9 protein-coding genes are annotated in these 17,574 nt (G+C 74.8%); 5 read left to right on the top strand and 4 right to left on the bottom strand.

The window, feature by feature from the left end:
* Window positions 1-816 (top strand): polysaccharide deacetylase family protein (locus AB0N76_RS35865; protein WP_363564604.1); only part of this gene is annotated, 816 nt, incomplete at its 5' end.
* A 25-nt stretch (window positions 817-841) separates the two neighbouring features.
* Here AB0N76_RS35865 and AB0N76_RS35860 read toward each other — a convergent pair.
* Window positions 842-1,279 carry a YchJ family metal-binding protein gene (locus AB0N76_RS35860; RefSeq protein WP_363564602.1) on the bottom strand — a complete coding sequence of 146 codons (438 nt, stop codon included), beginning with the start codon at window positions 1,277-1,279 and terminating at the stop codon, window positions 842-844.
* Between the two features lie 231 nt (window positions 1,280-1,510).
* Between AB0N76_RS35860 and AB0N76_RS35855 the strand changes: the two genes are divergently transcribed.
* The 3 genes from AB0N76_RS35855 (at window position 1,511) to AB0N76_RS35845 (ending at window position 13,413) form a co-directional block, all read left to right on the top strand.
* Entirely contained in the window at window positions 1,511-2,332 is an 822-nt protein-coding gene (locus tag AB0N76_RS35855) for a DUF4328 domain-containing protein (protein WP_363564600.1), read from the top strand.
* A 528-nt stretch (window positions 2,333-2,860) separates the two neighbouring features.
* Window positions 2,861-7,897, top strand: coding sequence for an amino acid adenylation domain-containing protein (locus tag AB0N76_RS35850; protein ID WP_363564598.1), 5,037 nt, complete (start codon window positions 2,861-2,863; stop codon window positions 7,895-7,897).
* On the top strand, window positions 7,894-13,413 hold the full coding sequence (locus tag AB0N76_RS35845) for an amino acid adenylation domain-containing protein (protein ID WP_363564596.1): 5,520 nt from the start codon (window positions 7,894-7,896) through the stop codon (window positions 13,411-13,413). The genes AB0N76_RS35850 and AB0N76_RS35845 overlap by 4 nt, the downstream gene beginning before the upstream one ends.
* A 105-nt stretch (window positions 13,414-13,518) precedes the next feature.
* Here AB0N76_RS35845 and AB0N76_RS35840 read toward each other — a convergent pair whose 3' ends face one another.
* The gene (locus AB0N76_RS35840) at window positions 13,519-14,169 is read right to left on the bottom strand and encodes an NAD(P)-binding domain-containing protein (RefSeq protein WP_363564594.1); all 651 of its coding nucleotides are present in this window, start codon (window positions 14,167-14,169) and stop codon (window positions 13,519-13,521) included.
* A gap of 146 nt (window positions 14,170-14,315) precedes the next feature.
* On the opposite strand from AB0N76_RS35840, the gene AB0N76_RS35835 reads away from it, so the two are divergent.
* Entirely contained in the window at window positions 14,316-15,932 is a 1,617-nt protein-coding gene (locus tag AB0N76_RS35835; RefSeq protein WP_363564592.1) for a PQQ-binding-like beta-propeller repeat protein, read from the top strand.
* 5 nt (window positions 15,933-15,937) lie between these two features.
* On the opposite strand, the gene AB0N76_RS35830 is transcribed toward AB0N76_RS35835, so the two are convergent.
* Together AB0N76_RS35830 and AB0N76_RS35825 are read right to left on the bottom strand one after the other, a co-directional pair.
* Window positions 15,938-16,273, bottom strand: coding sequence for a hypothetical protein (locus AB0N76_RS35830; RefSeq protein WP_363564590.1), 336 nt, complete (start codon window positions 16,271-16,273; stop codon window positions 15,938-15,940).
* A gap of 71 nt (window positions 16,274-16,344) precedes the next feature.
* On the bottom strand, window positions 16,345-17,574 hold a 1,230-nt coding region (locus AB0N76_RS35825; protein WP_363564588.1), incomplete at its 5' end, for an aldehyde dehydrogenase family protein.

Below are 17,574 nucleotides of genomic sequence, written 5' to 3'. Positions count from 1 at the left end.
GAGCGCGGGGGGCCGCGGCCGCCGGCGGTGCCGCTGTCGCTGCCGGGCCTGGCCCGGGCCGAGGAGGAGACCAGCAGCGAGGCGGTGGCCCGCAAGGAGCGGACCGCCCGGACGGCGCTGGAGACCGCGCGGCGGTGGGGGCTGGCCGAGTCGCCGCTGCCGGCGCCGCCGCGTCCGGCGAGCCGGCCCGAGCTGCGGGCCGCGCAGGGCGTGAAGCTCGCGGACGGGCTGCCCCCGGTGGTCTACCGGGTGCCCACCGAGGAGAAGATCGTCTTCCTCACCGTGGACGACGGCGCGGAGAAGGACCCGGAGTTCAACCGGATGGCCGCCGAGCTGGGCATCCCGCTCTCCACCTTCGTCGCCGACTACCTGGCCCGCTCCGACTACGGCTACTTCCGGCAGCTGGCCGCCCAGGGCGACGCGGTGAACAACCACACCATCAACCACCGCAACCTCAAGGTCCTCGACTACGGCACCCAGCGCGAGGAGATCTGCCGCCAGCAGGACCAGCTGGAGGACCAGATCGGCGCCCGCCCCCGGCTGTTCCGGCCCCCGTACGGCGAGTACAACGCGGACACCCTGCGGGCGGCCGGCTCCTGCGGCATCGAGGCGGTGCCGCTCTGGAACGAGGAGGCGTTCCCGGACCGGATCGAGTACCGCTACGAGGACCAGCGGCTCCACCCGGGCGACATCATCCTCACTCACTTCCGCGGCACCGACCTGTGGAAGGGCAGCATGCCGGACCTGCTGCGCAAGGTCGTCGACGAGGTCACGGCGCAGGGCTTCGCGCTGGCCCGCCTCGACGACTATCTGTAGGGACGGCGGCCGGAAGCGGGGCGGGTCAGTCGAGTGAGAGGGCGTCCAGGTATACCCAGGCGCCCTCGTGCCGGACGAACCGGCTGTGCTCGGTCAGCGCGCCCTCCTCCGGACCGTCGGTGTAGTGGGCCCGGAAGGCCACCGTGCCCTCGGTGTGGAACGGCCCGCCCTCGGTGGTGGAGAGCACCTCCAGCCGGACCCAGCGCAGGCCCGGGTCGAAGTCGACGGTGTCCGGCCGGGTGTCGGGGTGCCAGCTGCGCAGCAGGTAGGCCTCGTCGTGGGCGGCGAAGGCGCTGAACCGCGAGCGCATCAGCGCCTCGGCGGTGGTCGCGGCGGCCTGGCCGCGGTGCAGCCGGCCGCAGCACTCGCCGTACGTGCCGGGCAGGCCGCACGGGCAGGGGGAGGAGGGGAGCAGGCGGGGCGCGGGCGCGGTGGCGCGGGGCGCGGAGCGGCGTCGGGACATGGGGTCCATTCTGGCGCCTCGCGGGACAACGGTCGCCCACCGGTCATCCATCGACCGGTCACCGGCCCGGCACCGGCTCCACACCGGGCCGGGATGATCCCGACAAACGCCGTGATACCCGCCCTGGCCTGGGGCGATGCCGGAAAAGCGAGTGGCGGCCGGTCCCCGGGAGCCCCTAGAGTCGGCCCGCCCGTCGTCCGGATGGGATCTTCGAGCGGGGGAGCGGTGTCGATGGTGTGTGTGGTGTGCGGGGCGCGGCCGGTGGCGGGGGAGAGCGCGCGCTGCTTCGCCTGCGCGGAGGCGGCGCCGAACTGGCCGCGGGACTACCGCTCGGCCCAGGGGCTCGCGGTGGCGGTCACCGTGCTGCTGGTGCTGAGCGGGCTGCTCGCGCTGGCGCTGCTGGTGAGTGATGTGTTCGGGCTCCGGGCGGTCGACGCGGTGCTCGCCGACGGGGCCGACACGGAGGCGTTCGACGCGCTGGACGCGTTGGAGTCGCTCTGGTCCCTGACGGCTGGGCTCTCGGTGCTCACCCTGGTGGCGACGGCCGTCCTGTTCGTCCTCTGGTTCCAGCGGATCCGGGCCAACGCCGACCTGTTCGCGCCGCACGGGCACAAGCACAGCTCGGGCTGGGCCGTCGGGGCCTGGTTCACGCCGGTGGTCAACCTGTGGTTCCCGTGGCGGCTGGTGGTGGACTGCTGGCAGGCCAGCGCTCCGGTCGACGCGGAGGGGCAGCGCCGGATCGTGTCGCAGGCGCTGGTGTCGACCTGGTGGGTGAGCTGGGTCGGCTCGCTGGTGCTGGGGCGGGTCGCCTCCGTGGTGAGTCGGAGTGTGGCGTCCGAGGCGATGGGCCGGAGCGCGGCGTTCGAGGAGGTGCGGAGCGCGCTGCAGTGGGAGATCGCGGCGAGCGCCCTGCGTGCGGTGGCCGCGGTGCTGGTGGTGCTGGTGGTGTGGCGGCTGACGGGGATGCAGCAGGCCCGGGCGGCGATGGTGGTCCGGCTGGCGTTCCGGCCGGGCCAGGTGGCCGTGCCGGGGGTGCCGACCGTCGGTTCCTGACGCGTCCGTCGCGCACGCGCGGCCGTTCGGGGTGTCCTCAGGACGCCCGGAACGGCCGCGTTTGTCGTTTTCCCGGACGTCCCGGAGGGCGGATTGGGGCCAGGAGGCGGCCGGTGCCCCAGGCGTTCGGGACCGTGGGTGACCGACCGTGGAGGCACGCCCGCCGCCCTCCGCCCTCGGGGGCGCCAGGATGGCCTGAAAATGACTGGACTCCGACAATTCCTGGGTCAAGGATCCGCCGGGGGCCCGGACCGGACGTGACGGGGTGCATCTGACGGACCGTTGGAGAAGAACGTAGCGGCCCGCGCTCCCGATGCCAAGGGGCCTGACAATCCGTAGGAAATCGCCGACGAACTGTCACTCCCGCGCACCGCTGACGAGTGCGACGGAGGTGATCTTTCCGGCATATCGAACGAGTGACGGAAATGTGCTGGTCATTCGAAGATCTTTACCCCACCATCTCCGAGGGCACACCGCTCATTTCTCGCCGACCACAAGTCGGTGCAGCAGCACCCCTCAGGAGAGTTGATGAGTTCGACGGGACTTCCTCCACTGGATCCGGCAGCGTCGCTGGCCGAACTGGTCGCCGCTCAGGTCAGACGCACACCGGACGCCACCGCCGTGATCGACGGCACGCGCCGGCTGACCTACCGTGAACTGGGCGTGGCGGTCGACGCGGTGGCGGGCCGCCTGGCCGCCGCCGGGGTCCGGGCCGAGACGCTGGTCGGGGTCTGCCTGCCGCGCACCGCGGACCTCGTGGTCGGCGTGCTGGCGGTGCTGCGGGCCGGCGGCGCGTACGTCCCGCTCGACCCGGCGTACCCGCGCGACCGCCTGGAGCTGGTGATCGGCGACGCGCAGGCGCCCGTCGTGATCACCGACCGCGCCCACGAGCACCTGCTGGCCGAGGCGGGCGCCACCCTCCTGCACATCGACGGCGACACCACCGCCGCCCCGCTCGCCCCGAACGCCCCCGGCGACACCACCGCCGACGCGCTCGCCTACGTGCTCTACACCTCCGGCTCCACCGGCCGCCCCAAGGGTGTCGCGGTCACCCAGCACGGCGTCAACGCGATGCTCCGCTGGGCCGCCGGCACCTACACCGCCGCCGACCTGGCCGGCGTGCTGTTCGGCACCTCGGTCTGCTTCGACATCTCGGTGTACGAGCTGTTCCTCCCGCTCGCCGTCGGCGGCACCGTCGTGGTCGCCGAGAACGTCCTCGCCCTCCCCGAGCTGCCCGCCCGGGACGAGGTCACCCTGGTCAACACCGTGCCCAGCGCGATGGCGGCGCTGCTGCGCGGCGACGGCCTTCCCGGCGGCGGGGGTCTGCCGGGCGGCGTGCGCGTGGTCAACCTGGCCGGCGAGGCGCTGCCCCGGCACCTGGCCGACAAGGTCTACGCCCAGCCGCACGTCGAGCGCCTCTACAACCTGTACGGCCCCACCGAGGACACCGTCTACTCCACCTGGGCGCTGGTCGGCCGCGACGAGAGCGGCGAGCCGGTGATCGGCCGCCCGCTCGACGGCACCCTCGGCCACGTCCTGGACGAGCAGCGGATACCCGTGCCCGACGGCGGCATCGGCGAGCTGTACCTGTCCGGCGAGGGCCTGGCCCGCGGCTACCACGGCCGCCCCGACCTCACCGAGGAGCGCTTCGTCCACGTCGACGGCCTGCGCTGCTACCGCACCGGCGACCTGGTCCGCCGGCTGCCCGACGGCAACCTGGAGTACCACGGGCGGGTCGACCACCAGGTGAAGGTCCGCGGCTTCCGGGTCGAGCTGGGCGAGATCGAGGCGGTGCTCGCCGCCCACCCCGCGGTCGAGGCCGCGGCCGCCGTCGTCCAGCGCGACGAGGCCGGCGACTACCTGGCCGCCTTCGTCCAGCCCGCGCCCGCCTCGGCCGGCCTCGCCGAGCCGACCCCGGCCGAGCTGCGCGCCCACTGCGCCGCCGCGCTGCCCGGCTACATGGTCCCGCTGGCCGTCGCCGTGCTGGCCGAGCTGCCGCTCACCCCGAACGGCAAGACCGACCGCAAGGCGCTGCCCCCGGTCGCCCGCAGCCGCGCCGACCACGAGCTGTTCGTCGCCCCGCGCACCCCCGTCGAGACCCGGATCGCCGAGATCTGGCAGACCCTGCTCGGCCTCCCCGAGGTCGGCGTGCACGACGTCTTCCTCGACCTCGGCGGCCACTCGCTGCTCGCCGCCGGACTGCTCGCCCGGATCGAGCGCGAGTTCGGCACCCGGGTGCCGCTCGCCGAGTTCTTCGCCGCGCCGACCGTCGCCGCGCTGGCCGTCCGGGCGGCCAACGGCGGGGGCGGCCGGCCGTCCGTCGCGCCGCCGCGGCGGGACGCGCAACTGCCGCCCGCCGCCACCCAGTTCCAGCGCGAGCTGTGGCTGCACGAGTCCGTCCACACCGGCACCCCGATGTACAACGTGCCGCTGCGCATCCGCGCCGAGGGCACCCTCGACCGGGAGGCCCTCGGCCGCGCGCTGACCGAAGTGGTCCGCCGCCACGAGGTGCTGCGCACCGCGCTGCGCGGCGCCGCGCCGTCGACCGGCTCGTGGGGCGACGAGGTCCGCGTCGAGATCCGCCCGCCGTACGCCGTCGAGGTCCCGCTGCTCGACCTCACCGGCGCCGACGAGCAGGCCCTGGACACCGCGCTGCGCGCCGAGGCCGCCCGCCCGCTCGACCCCGCCGAGGGCCGGCTGCTGCGCGCCCTCGCCGTGCGCACCGGACCGGACCGGCACGAGCTGCTGCTCACCGTCCACCACGGCGCCACCGACGGCTGGGCGGCCGGTCTGCTGCTCGCCGAGGTCGCCCGCGCCTACCGGGACGGCGAACTGCCCGAGCCCGCGCTCCAGTCCTCCGACGTCGCCCGCTGGGAGGAGCGCAACGTCGAGGCCGGCCGGGAGGCCGCCCGGCGCTGGGCCGAGCGGCTGGCCGGCATCGACGCCGAACAGCACCTGCCCGGCGACCGCCCGCACCCCAACCCGCAGGACACGGCCGGCCGCCGGATCGCCCGCCGGCTGGACACCGCCCTGGTCAAGGGCGCCGAGAAGTGGGCCGCCCAGGAGGGCGCCAGCCTCTACATGGCGGTGCTCGCCGCGCTCGGCGGCGTGCTGCACCGCTACACCGGCCGCACCGACGTCGCGGTGATCAGCCCGTTCGCGGTCCGCCCGGTGCCCGAGCTGGAGGACGTCGTCGGCTCGCTGATCAACACCGTCGCGCTGCGCTTCGACGTGGCCGGCGGCGACACCTTCCGCGAGCTGCTCGCCCGGGTCCGCCCGGCCGTGCTGGAGGCCGCCGAGCACAGCGGCCACCCGTTCGTCGACCACGCCCGCCGGTACGGCGGCTCGGCCGGCCTCACCGCCTCGCCGATCTCCCAGGTGCTGCTCGCGGTGCAGAACCACCCGGTGCCCGGCGTCCGGCTGCCCGGCCTCGACCTGACCTTCGTCGCCGAGGTGTGCAACAGCACCGCCAAGACCGACCTCTCGCTGTTCCTGGAGTTCCCGGTCGACGGCCCGCTGCTGTCCGCCGAGTACCGCACCTCCCGCTACGAGGCGCGCTCCGTCGAGGCGGTGCTCGACCACCTGGTCGCGCTGCTCGGCGCCGCCCTCGCCGACCCCGACCGCCCGCTCGGCGAGCTGGCCATGCTCACCGCGCCCGAGCTCGCCGCCGACGAACCGGTCAACCGCACCGAGGCGCCGATCCCGGACGCCCGGCTGCACCAGCTGGTCGCCGCCCAGGCCGCCCGCACCCCCGACGCGCCCGCCGTGTCGGCCGCCGACGGCACCCTGACGTACGCCGAACTCGACGCCGCCGCCGACCGGCTGGCCCACCTGCTGGCCGCCCGCGGCGCGGGCCCCGGCGGCCTGGTCGCGGTCGCCGTCCGGCGCGGCCGGCTGCTGCCCGCCGCCCTGCTCGGCGTGCTCCGCAGCGGCGCCGCCTACCTGCCGCTCGACGTCGACCAGCCGCTCGCCCGCAACCGGGGCGTCCTCGACGACGCCGGGGTCACCCTGCTGGTCGCCGAGACCGCCACCGCCGGCGACGAACTGCTGCACGGCCGGGAGGTCGTCCTGGTGGACGGCCCCGAGCACGCCGCCGCCCCCGCCGAGGCCCCCGCCGTCACCGTCGGCCCGGAGGACCCCGCCTACCTGCTGTACACCTCGGGCTCCACCGGCCGGCCCAAGGGCGTCGCCGTCCCGCACCGCGCGATCGTCAACTTCCTCACCTCGATGGGCCGCGAACCCGGCCTCACCGGGCAGGACGTGATGGCCGCCGTCACCACCGTCACCTTCGACATCGCCGGCCTGGAACTGTGGCTGCCGCTGGTCACCGGCGCCCGGGTGGAGATCGCCGACCGCGCCACCGCCACCGACGGCCCCGCGCTGGCCGGCTGGCTGGACAAGCAGGGCGTCACCCACCTCCAGGCCACCCCCGCCACCTGGCGGATGCTGCTGGACGCCGACTGGGCCGGCCGCCCCGGCCTGACCGCCCTGTGCGGCGGCGAGGCACTCACCGCCGACCTCGCCCAGGCACTGCTCGGCCGGGTCGGCACGCTCTGGAACCTGTACGGGCCGACCGAGACCACCGTCTGGTCCACCGTCCAGCGGGTCACCCCCGAACTCGCCGCCCACGGCGGCGTGGTGGCCCTCGGCGCACCCATCGCCAACACCCGGCTGCACCTGCTCGACTCCGGCGGCCGGCCCGTCCCGGTCAACGGCATCGGCGAGCTGTGCATCGCCGGCGCCGGTGTCGCCCTCGGCTACCACGGCCGGCCCGACCTCACCGCCGAGCGGTTCACCGCCGAACCCGGCCGCCCCGACGGCGCGCCGATGTACCGCACCGGCGACCTCGCCTGCCGCCGCGCCGACGGCCGGCTGGAGTACCACGGCCGGATCGATGCCCAGATCAAGCTGCGCGGCTTCCGGATCGAGCTCGGCGAGATCGAGGCCGCGCTCACCGCCGTCCCCGGGGTCACCGCCGGCGCCGCCCGGCTGGTCGAGACCCCGGCCGGACCGGTGCTGGCCGGCTACGCCGTCGCCGCCGGCCTCACCGAGGACGCGCTGCGCACCGTCCTCACCGACCGGCTGCCCGACTACATGGTGCCCGCCGCGCTGGTCCTGCTCGACGCGCTGCCGCTGACCCCCAGCGGCAAGGTCGACCGGGCCGCGCTGCCCGTCCCGCAGCTCGGCGGCGTCGGCGCCCCGCCGCAGGGTGACTGCGAGGAGCTCCTGGCCGACCTGTGGATCGAGGTCCTCAAGGTCGAACGGGTCTCCCGGCACGACGACTTCTTCGCCCTCGGCGGCCACTCGCTGCTCGCCACCAGGCTGCTCGCCCGGATCCGCGACACCTTCGAGACCGAACTGCCGCTGCGCGTCGTCTTCGAGGCGCGCACGCTGGCCGCCCTGGCCCGGCGCGTCGAGGACCAGCTCCTCGACGAACTGGACGACACTGAATTCGACACCGAGTTCGATGAGAGTGAACTCGCCGCAGCAGCAGGCGAGTTCTCGAACCCGGCCGACGACCCGGCCGCCGGTGCAACCGGCGCCCGAACGGGGGAGACCGCATGACCGACCAGCCCATCACCGGGCCCGCTCCGGACCCGGACGCCCGGCGCCAGGAACTGCTCCGCCGCCGCCTCGCCAAGGCCAAGGCCGCCAAGGCCGCCGCCGCGGCCGGCACCGGCCCCGAGCGCCACACCATCGCCCCGCGCCCCGCGGGCACCCCGGTGCCGCTCTCCTCGGCCCAGCGCCGGATGTGGTTCCTCGCCCAGTACGAGCCGGACAGCGCCGCCTACCACATCCCGCTCGCCCTGCACATCGACGGCGAACCCGACCCGGCCGCCCTCGGCGCCGCCCTCACCGACGTCCTCGCCCGGCACGAGGTGCTGCGCACCGTCTACCCGGTCGTCGACGGCGAGGTCCGCCCCGAACCGCTGCCCGCCGACCGGCTCACCCTCGCCACCGCCGACGTCCCCGCCGACGAGGTCGACGCCTGGCTGGAGGCCGAGGCCCGCCGCCCCTTCGACCTGGCCGCCGACCTGCCGCTGCGCGCCGCCCTGCTGCGCACCGGCGACGGCAGCGTGCTCAGCCTGGTGCTGCACCACATCGCCTCCGACGGCTGGTCGATCGGCGTCCTGTTCACCGACCTCGCCACCGCCTACGCGGCCCGCCGCACCGGTGCCGAGCCCGCCTTCACCCCGCTGCCGGTCCAGTACGCCGACGTCGCGCACTGGCAGCAGACCGAGCTCGCCGCCGAACTCGACCGCCAGCAGGCCTGGTGGCAGGAGCGGCTGCGCGGCGCCACCGCCACCGTCACCGTGCCCACCGACCGGCCCCGGCCGGCCGTCGCCGACACCCGGGGCGCCCGGTTCACCGCCGAACTCGGCACCGAGCGCACCCGCCGGATCCGGGCCCTCGCCGAACAGACCGGCAGCACCGTCTACATGGTGCTGCTCGCCGCCCTGCAGACCGTCCTCGGCCGGTACAGCGGCAGCGAGGACGTCACCGTCGGCACCCCGATCGCCGGGCGCACCCGCAGCGAGACCGAACCGCTGGTCGGCTGCTTCGTCAACACCCTGGCGATGCGCACCGACCTCTCCGGCGACCCGACGGTCCGCCAGCTCCTGGACCGGGTCAAGGACGCCACCCTCGGCGCCTACTCCCACCAGGACCTGCCGTTCGAGCGGCTGATCGACGCGCTCGGCCTGGAACGCGAACTCGCCCACACCCCGCTCTTCCAGGTCCTGCTCAACGTCCACAACCAGGCCGAGGCCCGCCCCGAGCTGCCCGGCCACACCGTCGGCTGGCGGCCGATCGGCACCGACACCGCCAAGTTCGACCTCTCGGTGGCTGTCGTCGACACCGGCGCCGACCTCGCCGCCGACCTGGTCTGGCGCACCGAGCTGTACGACGAGGCCACCATCCGCCGCGTCCTCGGCCACCTCACCACCGTGCTCGACGCGATGACCGAGGCCCCCGACCGGGCGCTCGCCGACCTGCCCCTGCTCACCCCGTCCGAGCAGCGCCAACTCGACGACTGGTCGGACACCCTGCGCGGCTGGGACCTCGGCGGCACCCTGCACGGCCTGGTCGAGGAACAGGCCCGCCGCACCCCGGACGCGCCCGCCGTCCGCGGTGCCGACGGCGTCCTCAGCTACGCCGAACTCGACCAGCGCGCCAACGCGCTGGCCCACCGGCTGCGCGAACACGGCGTCGGCCCGGACCGCCCGGTCGGCCTGCTGGTCGAGCGCTCCGCCGCCCTGGTCGTCGGCATGCTCGGCATCCTCAAGGCCGGCGGCGCCTACCTGCCGCTCGACCCGGTCTACCCGGACGAGCGCATCCACGGCCTGCTCGCCGCCGCCGGGGCCGCCGCCGTCGTCACCACCGACGACCTGCGCGACCGGCTCGCCACCGACCTCCCGGTGCTGGTACCCGGCGCCGAACGGCGCCCCGACGCGCCCGAGACGGACGTCCGCCCCGAGCACCTCTGCTACCTGATCTTCACCTCCGGCTCCACCGGCGCCCCCAAGGGCGTCGCCGTCGAGCACCGCAACTACCGCAACTACCTGCACGGCCTGCGCGAGCGGATCGGCGGCGACCAGCAGGGCTGGAACTGGGCCCTGGTCTCCACCTTCGCCGCCGACCTCGGCACCACCAACGTGTTCGGCGCCCTCACCGGCGGCGGCTGCCTGCACCTGCTCACCCGCGACCAGGCCACCGACCCGGAGGCCTTCGCCGCCTACGCGGCCGAGCACCGGATCGACGCCATGAAGCTGGTCCCCAGCCACCTGGAGGGCCTGGCCGCGCACGGCACCGGCCTCGGCGGGATCCTCCCCGCCCGGCTGCTGATCTGCGCCGGCGAGGCACTGCGGCCCGACCTGGTCGCCCGGATCCGCGCCGCCCGCCCCGACCTGCCGCTGCACAACCACTACGGGCCCACCGAGACCACCGTCTCGATGCTCGGCACGCCCGTGCCCGCCGACCTCGGCGACGCGGCCACCGCGCCGCTCGGCCGGCCCTTCGGCAACGTCGGCGCGCACGTCCTGGACGCCCGCCGCAGGCCCGTCCCGGTCGGCGTCCCCGGCGAGCTGTACGTCTCCGGCGGCGGCGTGGCCCGCGGCTACCTCGGCCGCGACGACCTCACCGCCGAACGCTTCCTGGAGGTGGACGGCCGCCGCTGCTACCGCACCGGCGACCTGGTCCGCCGCCGCCCGGACGGCGCCATCGAGTTCCTCGGCCGGATCGACCACCAGGTCAAGATCCGCGGCTTCCGGGTCGAGATCGGCGAGGTCGAGGCCGAACTGACCGCCCGTCCCGAGGTGCGCGAGGCCGTCGTGGTCGCCCGCGGCGAGGGCGCCGCCCGCTCCCTGGTCGGCTACCTCGTCCCGGCCGACCCGGCCGCCGCGCCCGAACCGGGCGAGCTGCGCGCCGCGTTGCGCACCCGGCTGCCCGACTACATGGTGCCGGCCGCCCTGGTCGTCCTGGACGCCCTGCCGCTGAACGCCAACGGCAAGGTCGACCGGGCCGCCCTGCCCGAGCCGGTCGCCGTCCAGCCGGTCTCCGGCGGCGGCGAGCTGACCACCGAGACCGAGCACACGGTGGCCGCGGCCTACCGGCAGGTGCTCGCCGTCGACGAGGTCGGCGCGGCCGACGACTTCTTCGCGCTCGGCGGCGACTCCTTCTCCGCCGTGCACGTCGTCCGGCTGATCAGCAAGAGCCTCTCGGTCATCGACCTGTTCCAGCAGCCCACCGTCCGCGAACTCGCCGCCCTGCTCGACGCCCGGGCCGGCGGCACCGCCGACGAGGGCCCGCGCAGCCTGGTACACAAGCTCACCCGCGGCAACGCCCCGGCGAAGATCAACGTGGTCTGCGTGCCCTACGGCGGCGGCAGCCCGATCACCTTCCAGCCGCTCGCCGACGCCCTGCCGGCGGGCCACCGGCTGTACGCCGTCGAACTGCCCGGCCACGACCCGAGCCGCCCCGACGACGAACTCGCCGAACTCGACGCGCTCGCCGACACGCTGACCGCCCAGGTGATGGAGAAGGTCGACGGCCCGGTGCTGGTCTACGGTCACTGCCTCGGCGGGGCGCTCGCCACCGCCCTCGGCTCCCGGCTGGAGGCGGCCGGCGCCGACCTGCGCGGCGTCGCCCTCGGCGGCACCTTCCCGGCGGCCCGGCTGCCCGGACGGTTCGCCGAGTGGATGGCCCGCAAGATGCCCGGCGACCGGATGCTCTCCAACCGCTCCTACCTCGACTACCTGCGGGCCATGGGCGGCTTCACCGACGTCTACGACCAGGCCGAGCAGGACTTCCTGGTCCGGGCGCTGCGCCACGACGTCCGCCAGGCCGAGGAGTTCTACACCCGCGCCTACGGGGACGGCCGGCCGCCGAAGCTCGACGCGCCGATCCTCTGCGTGGTCGGCGAGAAGGACCGCTCCACCCTGCTCTACCAGGAGCGGTACACGGAGTGGGAGCACTTCGCCGACACCGTCGACCTCGCCGTCATCCCGCGCGCCGGGCACTACTTCCTCAAGCACCAGGCCGAGGAACTCGCCCGGGTGATCGCCGGGTTCACCACCGACGGCACGGTCGCCGAGCCGGTCGCCGACAAGCGCCCGGCCGCCCGGACCGAGCTGGGCACCTTCGCCAAGGTGGCGATCGGCCAGTTCGTCTCGATGATCGGCACCAGCCTCTCCACCTTCGCCCTCGGCGTCTGGGTCTACCAGCAGACCGGCTCGGCCTTCGACTTCGCGATGATCTCGGTCGTCGCGGTGCTGCCCGCCGTCCTGCTGCTGCCGATCGCCGGCGCGGTGGCCGACCGGGTCGACCGCCGCCGGATCATGATCGTCACGGACACCGTGGCCGCGGCCGGCATGCTCGGCCTCGGCCTGCTGCTCTGGGCCGACCTGTTGGAGATCTGGCACATCTACCTGGTGGCCTGCATCGGCTCCACCTGCTCGGCCTTCCAACGCCCCGCCTACCTGGCCTCCATCACCCAGCTGGTGCCCAAGCGCTACCTCGGCCAGGCCAACGGCCTCGCCCAACTCGGCACCGGCGCGGGCGACATGATGGCGGTGCTGGCCGGCGGCGTGCTGGTCTCGCTGATCGGCCTGCACGGCGTCGTCCTCTTCGACATGGCCACCTTCCTCACCGGCGTCACCTGCCTGCTGCTGGTCCGCTTCCCGGACGCCATGTTCGACAAGCAGGAGGAGCCGCTGCTGCGCGAGGTGGTCACCGGCTGGCGCTACATCGTGCGCCGGCACAGCCTGGTCGCCATGGTGGTCTTCTTCGTGGTGTTCAACTACCTGTTCGCGGTCGCCACCGTGCTGATCACCCCGATGGTCCTGGCCAGCGGCTCGGCCGTGCAGCTCGGCGTCATCACCGCCCTCGGCGGCGTCGGCGCCATGGTCGGCGGCCTGGTCATGGCGTTGTGGGGCGGCACCCGCCGCCGCACCACCGGCATGATCGGCTTCACCTCGGTCGTCGGCCTCGCCGCCGTCCTCGCCGGCAGCCGCCCCGAGGCCGTGCTCACCGCCTGCGGACTCTTCGTCCTCTGGGCGGCCATGATGATCCTCAACTCGCACTGGATGGCGCTGATCCAGACCAAGGTCGGGATGGAGCTCCAGGGCCGCGTCCTGGCCACCAACCAGATGCTCGCCATGTCGATGATGCCGCTCGGCTTCCTCACCGCCGGACCGCTCTCCGACCACGTCTTCGAGCCGCTGATGCGCCCCGGCGGCGCGCTCGCCGACTCCGTCGGCCTGGTGCTCGGCACCGGACCGGGCCGCGGCGCCGGCCTCCTGCTCGTCCTGGTCGGCCTGGTCCTGGCGGTGTGGGGTCTGCTCGGCCTCGCCTACCGGCCGCTGCGCCTGCTGGAGGACATCCTCCCGGACGCGCTGCCGGACGCCGAGATCGGAGACAAGGACGCCATCCAGGCCGAGGCCGACCGGCAGCTCGCGCTCGCCGAGGCCGCCCGGTCCGGCCGGCACAAGGGCGCCACCGGGCTGCCCCGCCCCTCCGGCACCCCGGAACCGGTCGAGGACGACCCGGCCGACCGGGTGCACGCCGCCAGCGGCCGCCGCTGACGGCTGCTGACGGCTGACAGCTGACGGCTACCGGCTGACGCACAGCACGCGCGCCCCGTCCCCTCCCCGTGACCAGCGGGAGGGGGCGGGGCGCGCGTCGTCCGGCTACTTCCTGAACGAGTAGTTGAACTCCGCCGTCCCGAAGGCCTTCATCAGCCGGATCCAGAACGGCATCGTCATCTCCAGCGCCCGGGCACCCGCGATGTCCCCCAGGTCGATCACCGACTCCGCCGGCCAGCCGAAGGTGCCCAGCAGCGCCACCACCTCCGCCTTCGCGGCCGCGTCGTCCCCGGCCACGAACACGTTGTGCTCACCCGCCAGCCGCGCCGGGTCCACCATCAGCGGCGCGGTCAGCGTGTTCAGTGTCTTCACCACCCGGGCCTGCGGGAACTCCCGCTGGATCCGCTCGCCGACGCTGTCCGTGTTCACCGGGTCCAGCGTCAGCTCGCCCTCGGCGGAGAACACCAGCGGGTTGGAGACGTCCACCAGGACCTTCCCCGCCAGCCGCTCCGCGCCCGCCGCCCGCAGCGCCTCCAGCGCCACCGTCCCCGGCGTGGCGTTCAGGACCACCTCGCCGAACTCCGCCGCGTCCGCGAAGGTGCCGTGGTGCCCGTTCGGCCCCGCCTGCTCGGCCCAGGCCACCGCCGTCTCGTTGTCCTTGCTCCGCGAACCCAGCGTCACCTCGTTCCCGAGCGACACCAGCTTGTCCGCGAGGGTCCGCGCGACCCCACCCGTCCCGATGATCCCGAACCGCACCGTCAATCCCACCCGTCACTCGGAGAACATGCCGCGACGACCATAGATCAACTTCGGCCCCACGTCCCGGAAACGCCGCGAACGGCCGACCGCCGAGTGGACCACCCCGCTGGTGACCGGACCCACCCCGCCGAACCATGGGCGCCATGGACCGCACCGCCCGCCCCCGCCGCTCCGCCACCCGGCGCCTCCCGCGCGCCGCCGCGCTGCTCACCGGCCTCGCCCTGCTCGCCCCGCTCGCCGCCGGAAGCGCCCGCGCCGACGTCACCACCATCTCCTTCGGCACCGACCGCACCGCCTGGGACCGCGCCGAACCCCTGCTCAGCCCCGCCGAGGTCGGCAAGTCCGACTTCGGCGTCCGCTTCTCCACCCCGCTCGACGGCCAGGTCTTCGCCCAACCCCTGGTCATCGGCCCGACCGTGGTCGTCGCCACCGAGACCAACCACGTCTACGGCATCGCCGCGAACACCGGACGGATCACCTGGCACCGCGAGATGGGCCCCGCCTGGCCCTCCGCCGCCATCGGCTGCTCCGACCCCGGCCCCAACGTCGGCACCACCTCCACCCCCGTCTACGACCCCGCGACCGGCACCGTCTACCTCACCAGCAAGGTCAACGACGGCCCCGACGACCACCACCCGCACTACTACGTGCACGCCGTCGACGCCCAGACCGGCGCCGAACGCAGCGGCTGGCCCGTCACCGTCCAGGGCGACCCGGTCAACGCCCCCGGCAAGCCGTTCAACGCCTACCGCTCCCTCCAGCGCCCCGGACTGCTGCTCCTCGACGGCCGGCTCTACTTCGGCTTCGGCTCGCTCTGCGGCATCGGCGACTACATCGGAACCCTGGCCGGCCTCGACACCCGCACCCGCAAGCTCACCCTGTTCTCCACCGTCGCCGGCTCCGACACCCAGCGCGCCTCCATCTGGATGGCCGGCAGCGGCCTGGTCTCCGACGGCCCCGGCCGGATCTTCCTGACCACCGCCAACGGCCAGGGCGCCGGCGCCTCACCCGCCCCCGGCCCCGGCAACCGCCCGCCCGGCGGCCTCGGCGAGTCGGTGATCCGCTTCGCCGTCCACGCCGACGGCAGCTTCGCCCCCGAGGACTTCTTCAGCCCCACCAACAACGCCACCCTCGACCGGCGCGACACCGACCTCGGCTCCGGCGGCCCGGTCGCCCTCCCGTCCACCTTCGGCACCCCCGCGCACCCCCGGCTGCTCGTCCAGGTCGGCAAGGACGGCCGGATCTTCCTGCTCGACCGCGACGACCTCGGCGGCACCGGCCAGGGCCCCGGCGGCACCGACAAGGTCGTCGGCCTCACGGGCCCCTACGGCGGCGTCTGGGGCCACCCGGCGGTCTGGGGCGGCGACGGCGGCTACGTCTACACCGTCGAGAACTTCGGCAAGCTGCGCGCCCTCAAGTACTCCGTCACCGGCGCCGGACTCCCGCAGCTGAGCAACGCCGGCACCAGCGCCGAGGACTTCCTGAAGATGTCCGGCTCACCCGTCGTCACCTCGGACGGCACCCGCACCGGCTCGGCGCTGGTCTGGGTCATCTGGTCCGGCACCGGCTCCTACGGCGAGGGCGGCGAACTGCGCGCCTACGACCCGGTCCCCGTGAACGGCACGCTCAAGCTGCGCCGCTCCTTCCCGCTCGGCACGGTCAGCAAGTTCTCCGTCCCCGCCACCGACAAGGGCCGGATCTACGTCGGCACCAAGGACCACCACCTGGTCGCCCTCGGCCGCCCGTCCTCCTTCGCCTGACGGACTCACCGGCCCGGCTGGATCCCGAACACCGTCATCACCTCCAGCAGCGCCGCCACCCCCGGCAGCAGCGCGGCCGGCACCCGGGCCGGTCGCGCCAGGTAGGCCACCGGCCACTGCACCACCAGCAGCACCGGCAGGGCCCACAGACACCCGTCCGCGAACGCCAGCGCCCCGTGCGTGAGCGGGCACGACCCCGGCTCCGAGGAGCAGGGGTCGAGCCCCATCTCCGCCATCCCGCGGAGGAACATCAGCACCGGCAGGCAGAGCACGATCACCGTCGTCGACACCAACGGAGCCCGGTACCACCCGGCCGCCCCGCGCGAGGAACCATTCGTCATGCCCCCGATCCTGCGCCGACACCGGCCCCCTCGATCAGGGTGCGAGTACTCAGTTCCCCGGGCCGAGGTACTCAGAGGCGGGCGGTGACGGTCTTGGGGCGCTGGTACTCGTGGAGGGCGAGGGGGGAGAGGTCGGTGCCCTGGCCGGAGGCGGCGCGGCCGCTGTGGGGGAGTTCGGCGGTCTGGGCGAGGTGGCAGTTGATCCAGGTCTCGCCGGCGTGCAGGCGGGCGGTGAGGTCCAGGGCGGTGGTGAGGTCGCGGGTCCAGACGCTGGCGGCGAGGGCCTGCGGGACGCCGTTGGCGAGGGCGAGGGCGGCGTCGGCGGTCGGGGCGTGCTGGACGGTCAGCAGCGGGCCGAAGACCTCCTCGACCACGGCCGGGTCGTCCGCCGGCAGGTCCGCGAGCAGCCGGGCCGGGCGCCAGAGGCCGTCGCCGCGGCCGGGGGCGGGGAACGAGCGCTTGGCGGCCGAGGCGGCGAGGAGGCGGTCGTAGCGGGCGGCCTGGTCGGGGTTGTTGAGCGGGCCGAAGTCGCGGCCGGACTCGCGGGCGGCTAGCGCGGCGGCGAGGGCGGTGACGGTCTGTTCGTAGTTCTCGGTGAGGGTGATGACCCGGGCCGGGGCGGCGCAGCTCTGGCCGGCGTTGTAGGTGCAGGCGTCGGCGAGTGCGGACCAGGTGTGACCGGGTGCGTCGGGCAGCACCAGGACCGGGGCGTTGCCGCCGAGTTCGAGGCTGACCCGGCGGTGGCCGGCCCGGGCGGCGATGTCGGCGCCGGCGGCCGCGCTACCGGTGAAGGCGATCAGGTCGACGTCGGCGGCGACCAGCAGCCGCCCGGTCTCCCGGTCGCCGGGCAGGGCGGTGAGCACGTCCTCGCCGAGGGCCTCGGCGGCGTGGGCGGCGAGCAGCGCGGCCGAGTCGGGGGTGGTCTCGGCGGGTTTGACGACGACGGTGTTCCCGGCGGCCAGGGCGGGGGCGCAGCGCCAGGCGGCCATCAGCAGCGGGTAGTTCCACGGGACGACGGCCGCGACCACGCCGACCGGCTCCCAGCGCACCCAGCTCTCGTGCCCGGGCAGGTAGCGGCCGGCGGCGGGGGCGGTGCCGGCCCGGGCGGCGCCGGCCGAGAACCGGATCAGGTCGGCGACCTCGCGTATCTCGGTGGCCGCCTCCGCCTCGGGCTTGCCGGTGCCGGCCTGCTCCAGCACGGTGTACTCGGTGAGGTGGCGCTCGATCAGGTCGGCGAGCGCGTCGAGGCGGCGTTCGCGCTCGCGCGGGGTGAGCGCGCGCCAGCGCGGCGCGGCGGCCCG

It is taken from the genome of Kitasatospora sp. NPDC093806 (genome assembly GCF_040683335.1).
Classification (GTDB): domain Bacteria; phylum Actinomycetota; class Actinomycetes; order Streptomycetales; family Streptomycetaceae; genus Kitasatospora.
The sequence above is the reverse complement of the archived record's forward strand: the minus strand, read 5'-3'. Positions and strand labels throughout refer to the sequence as shown.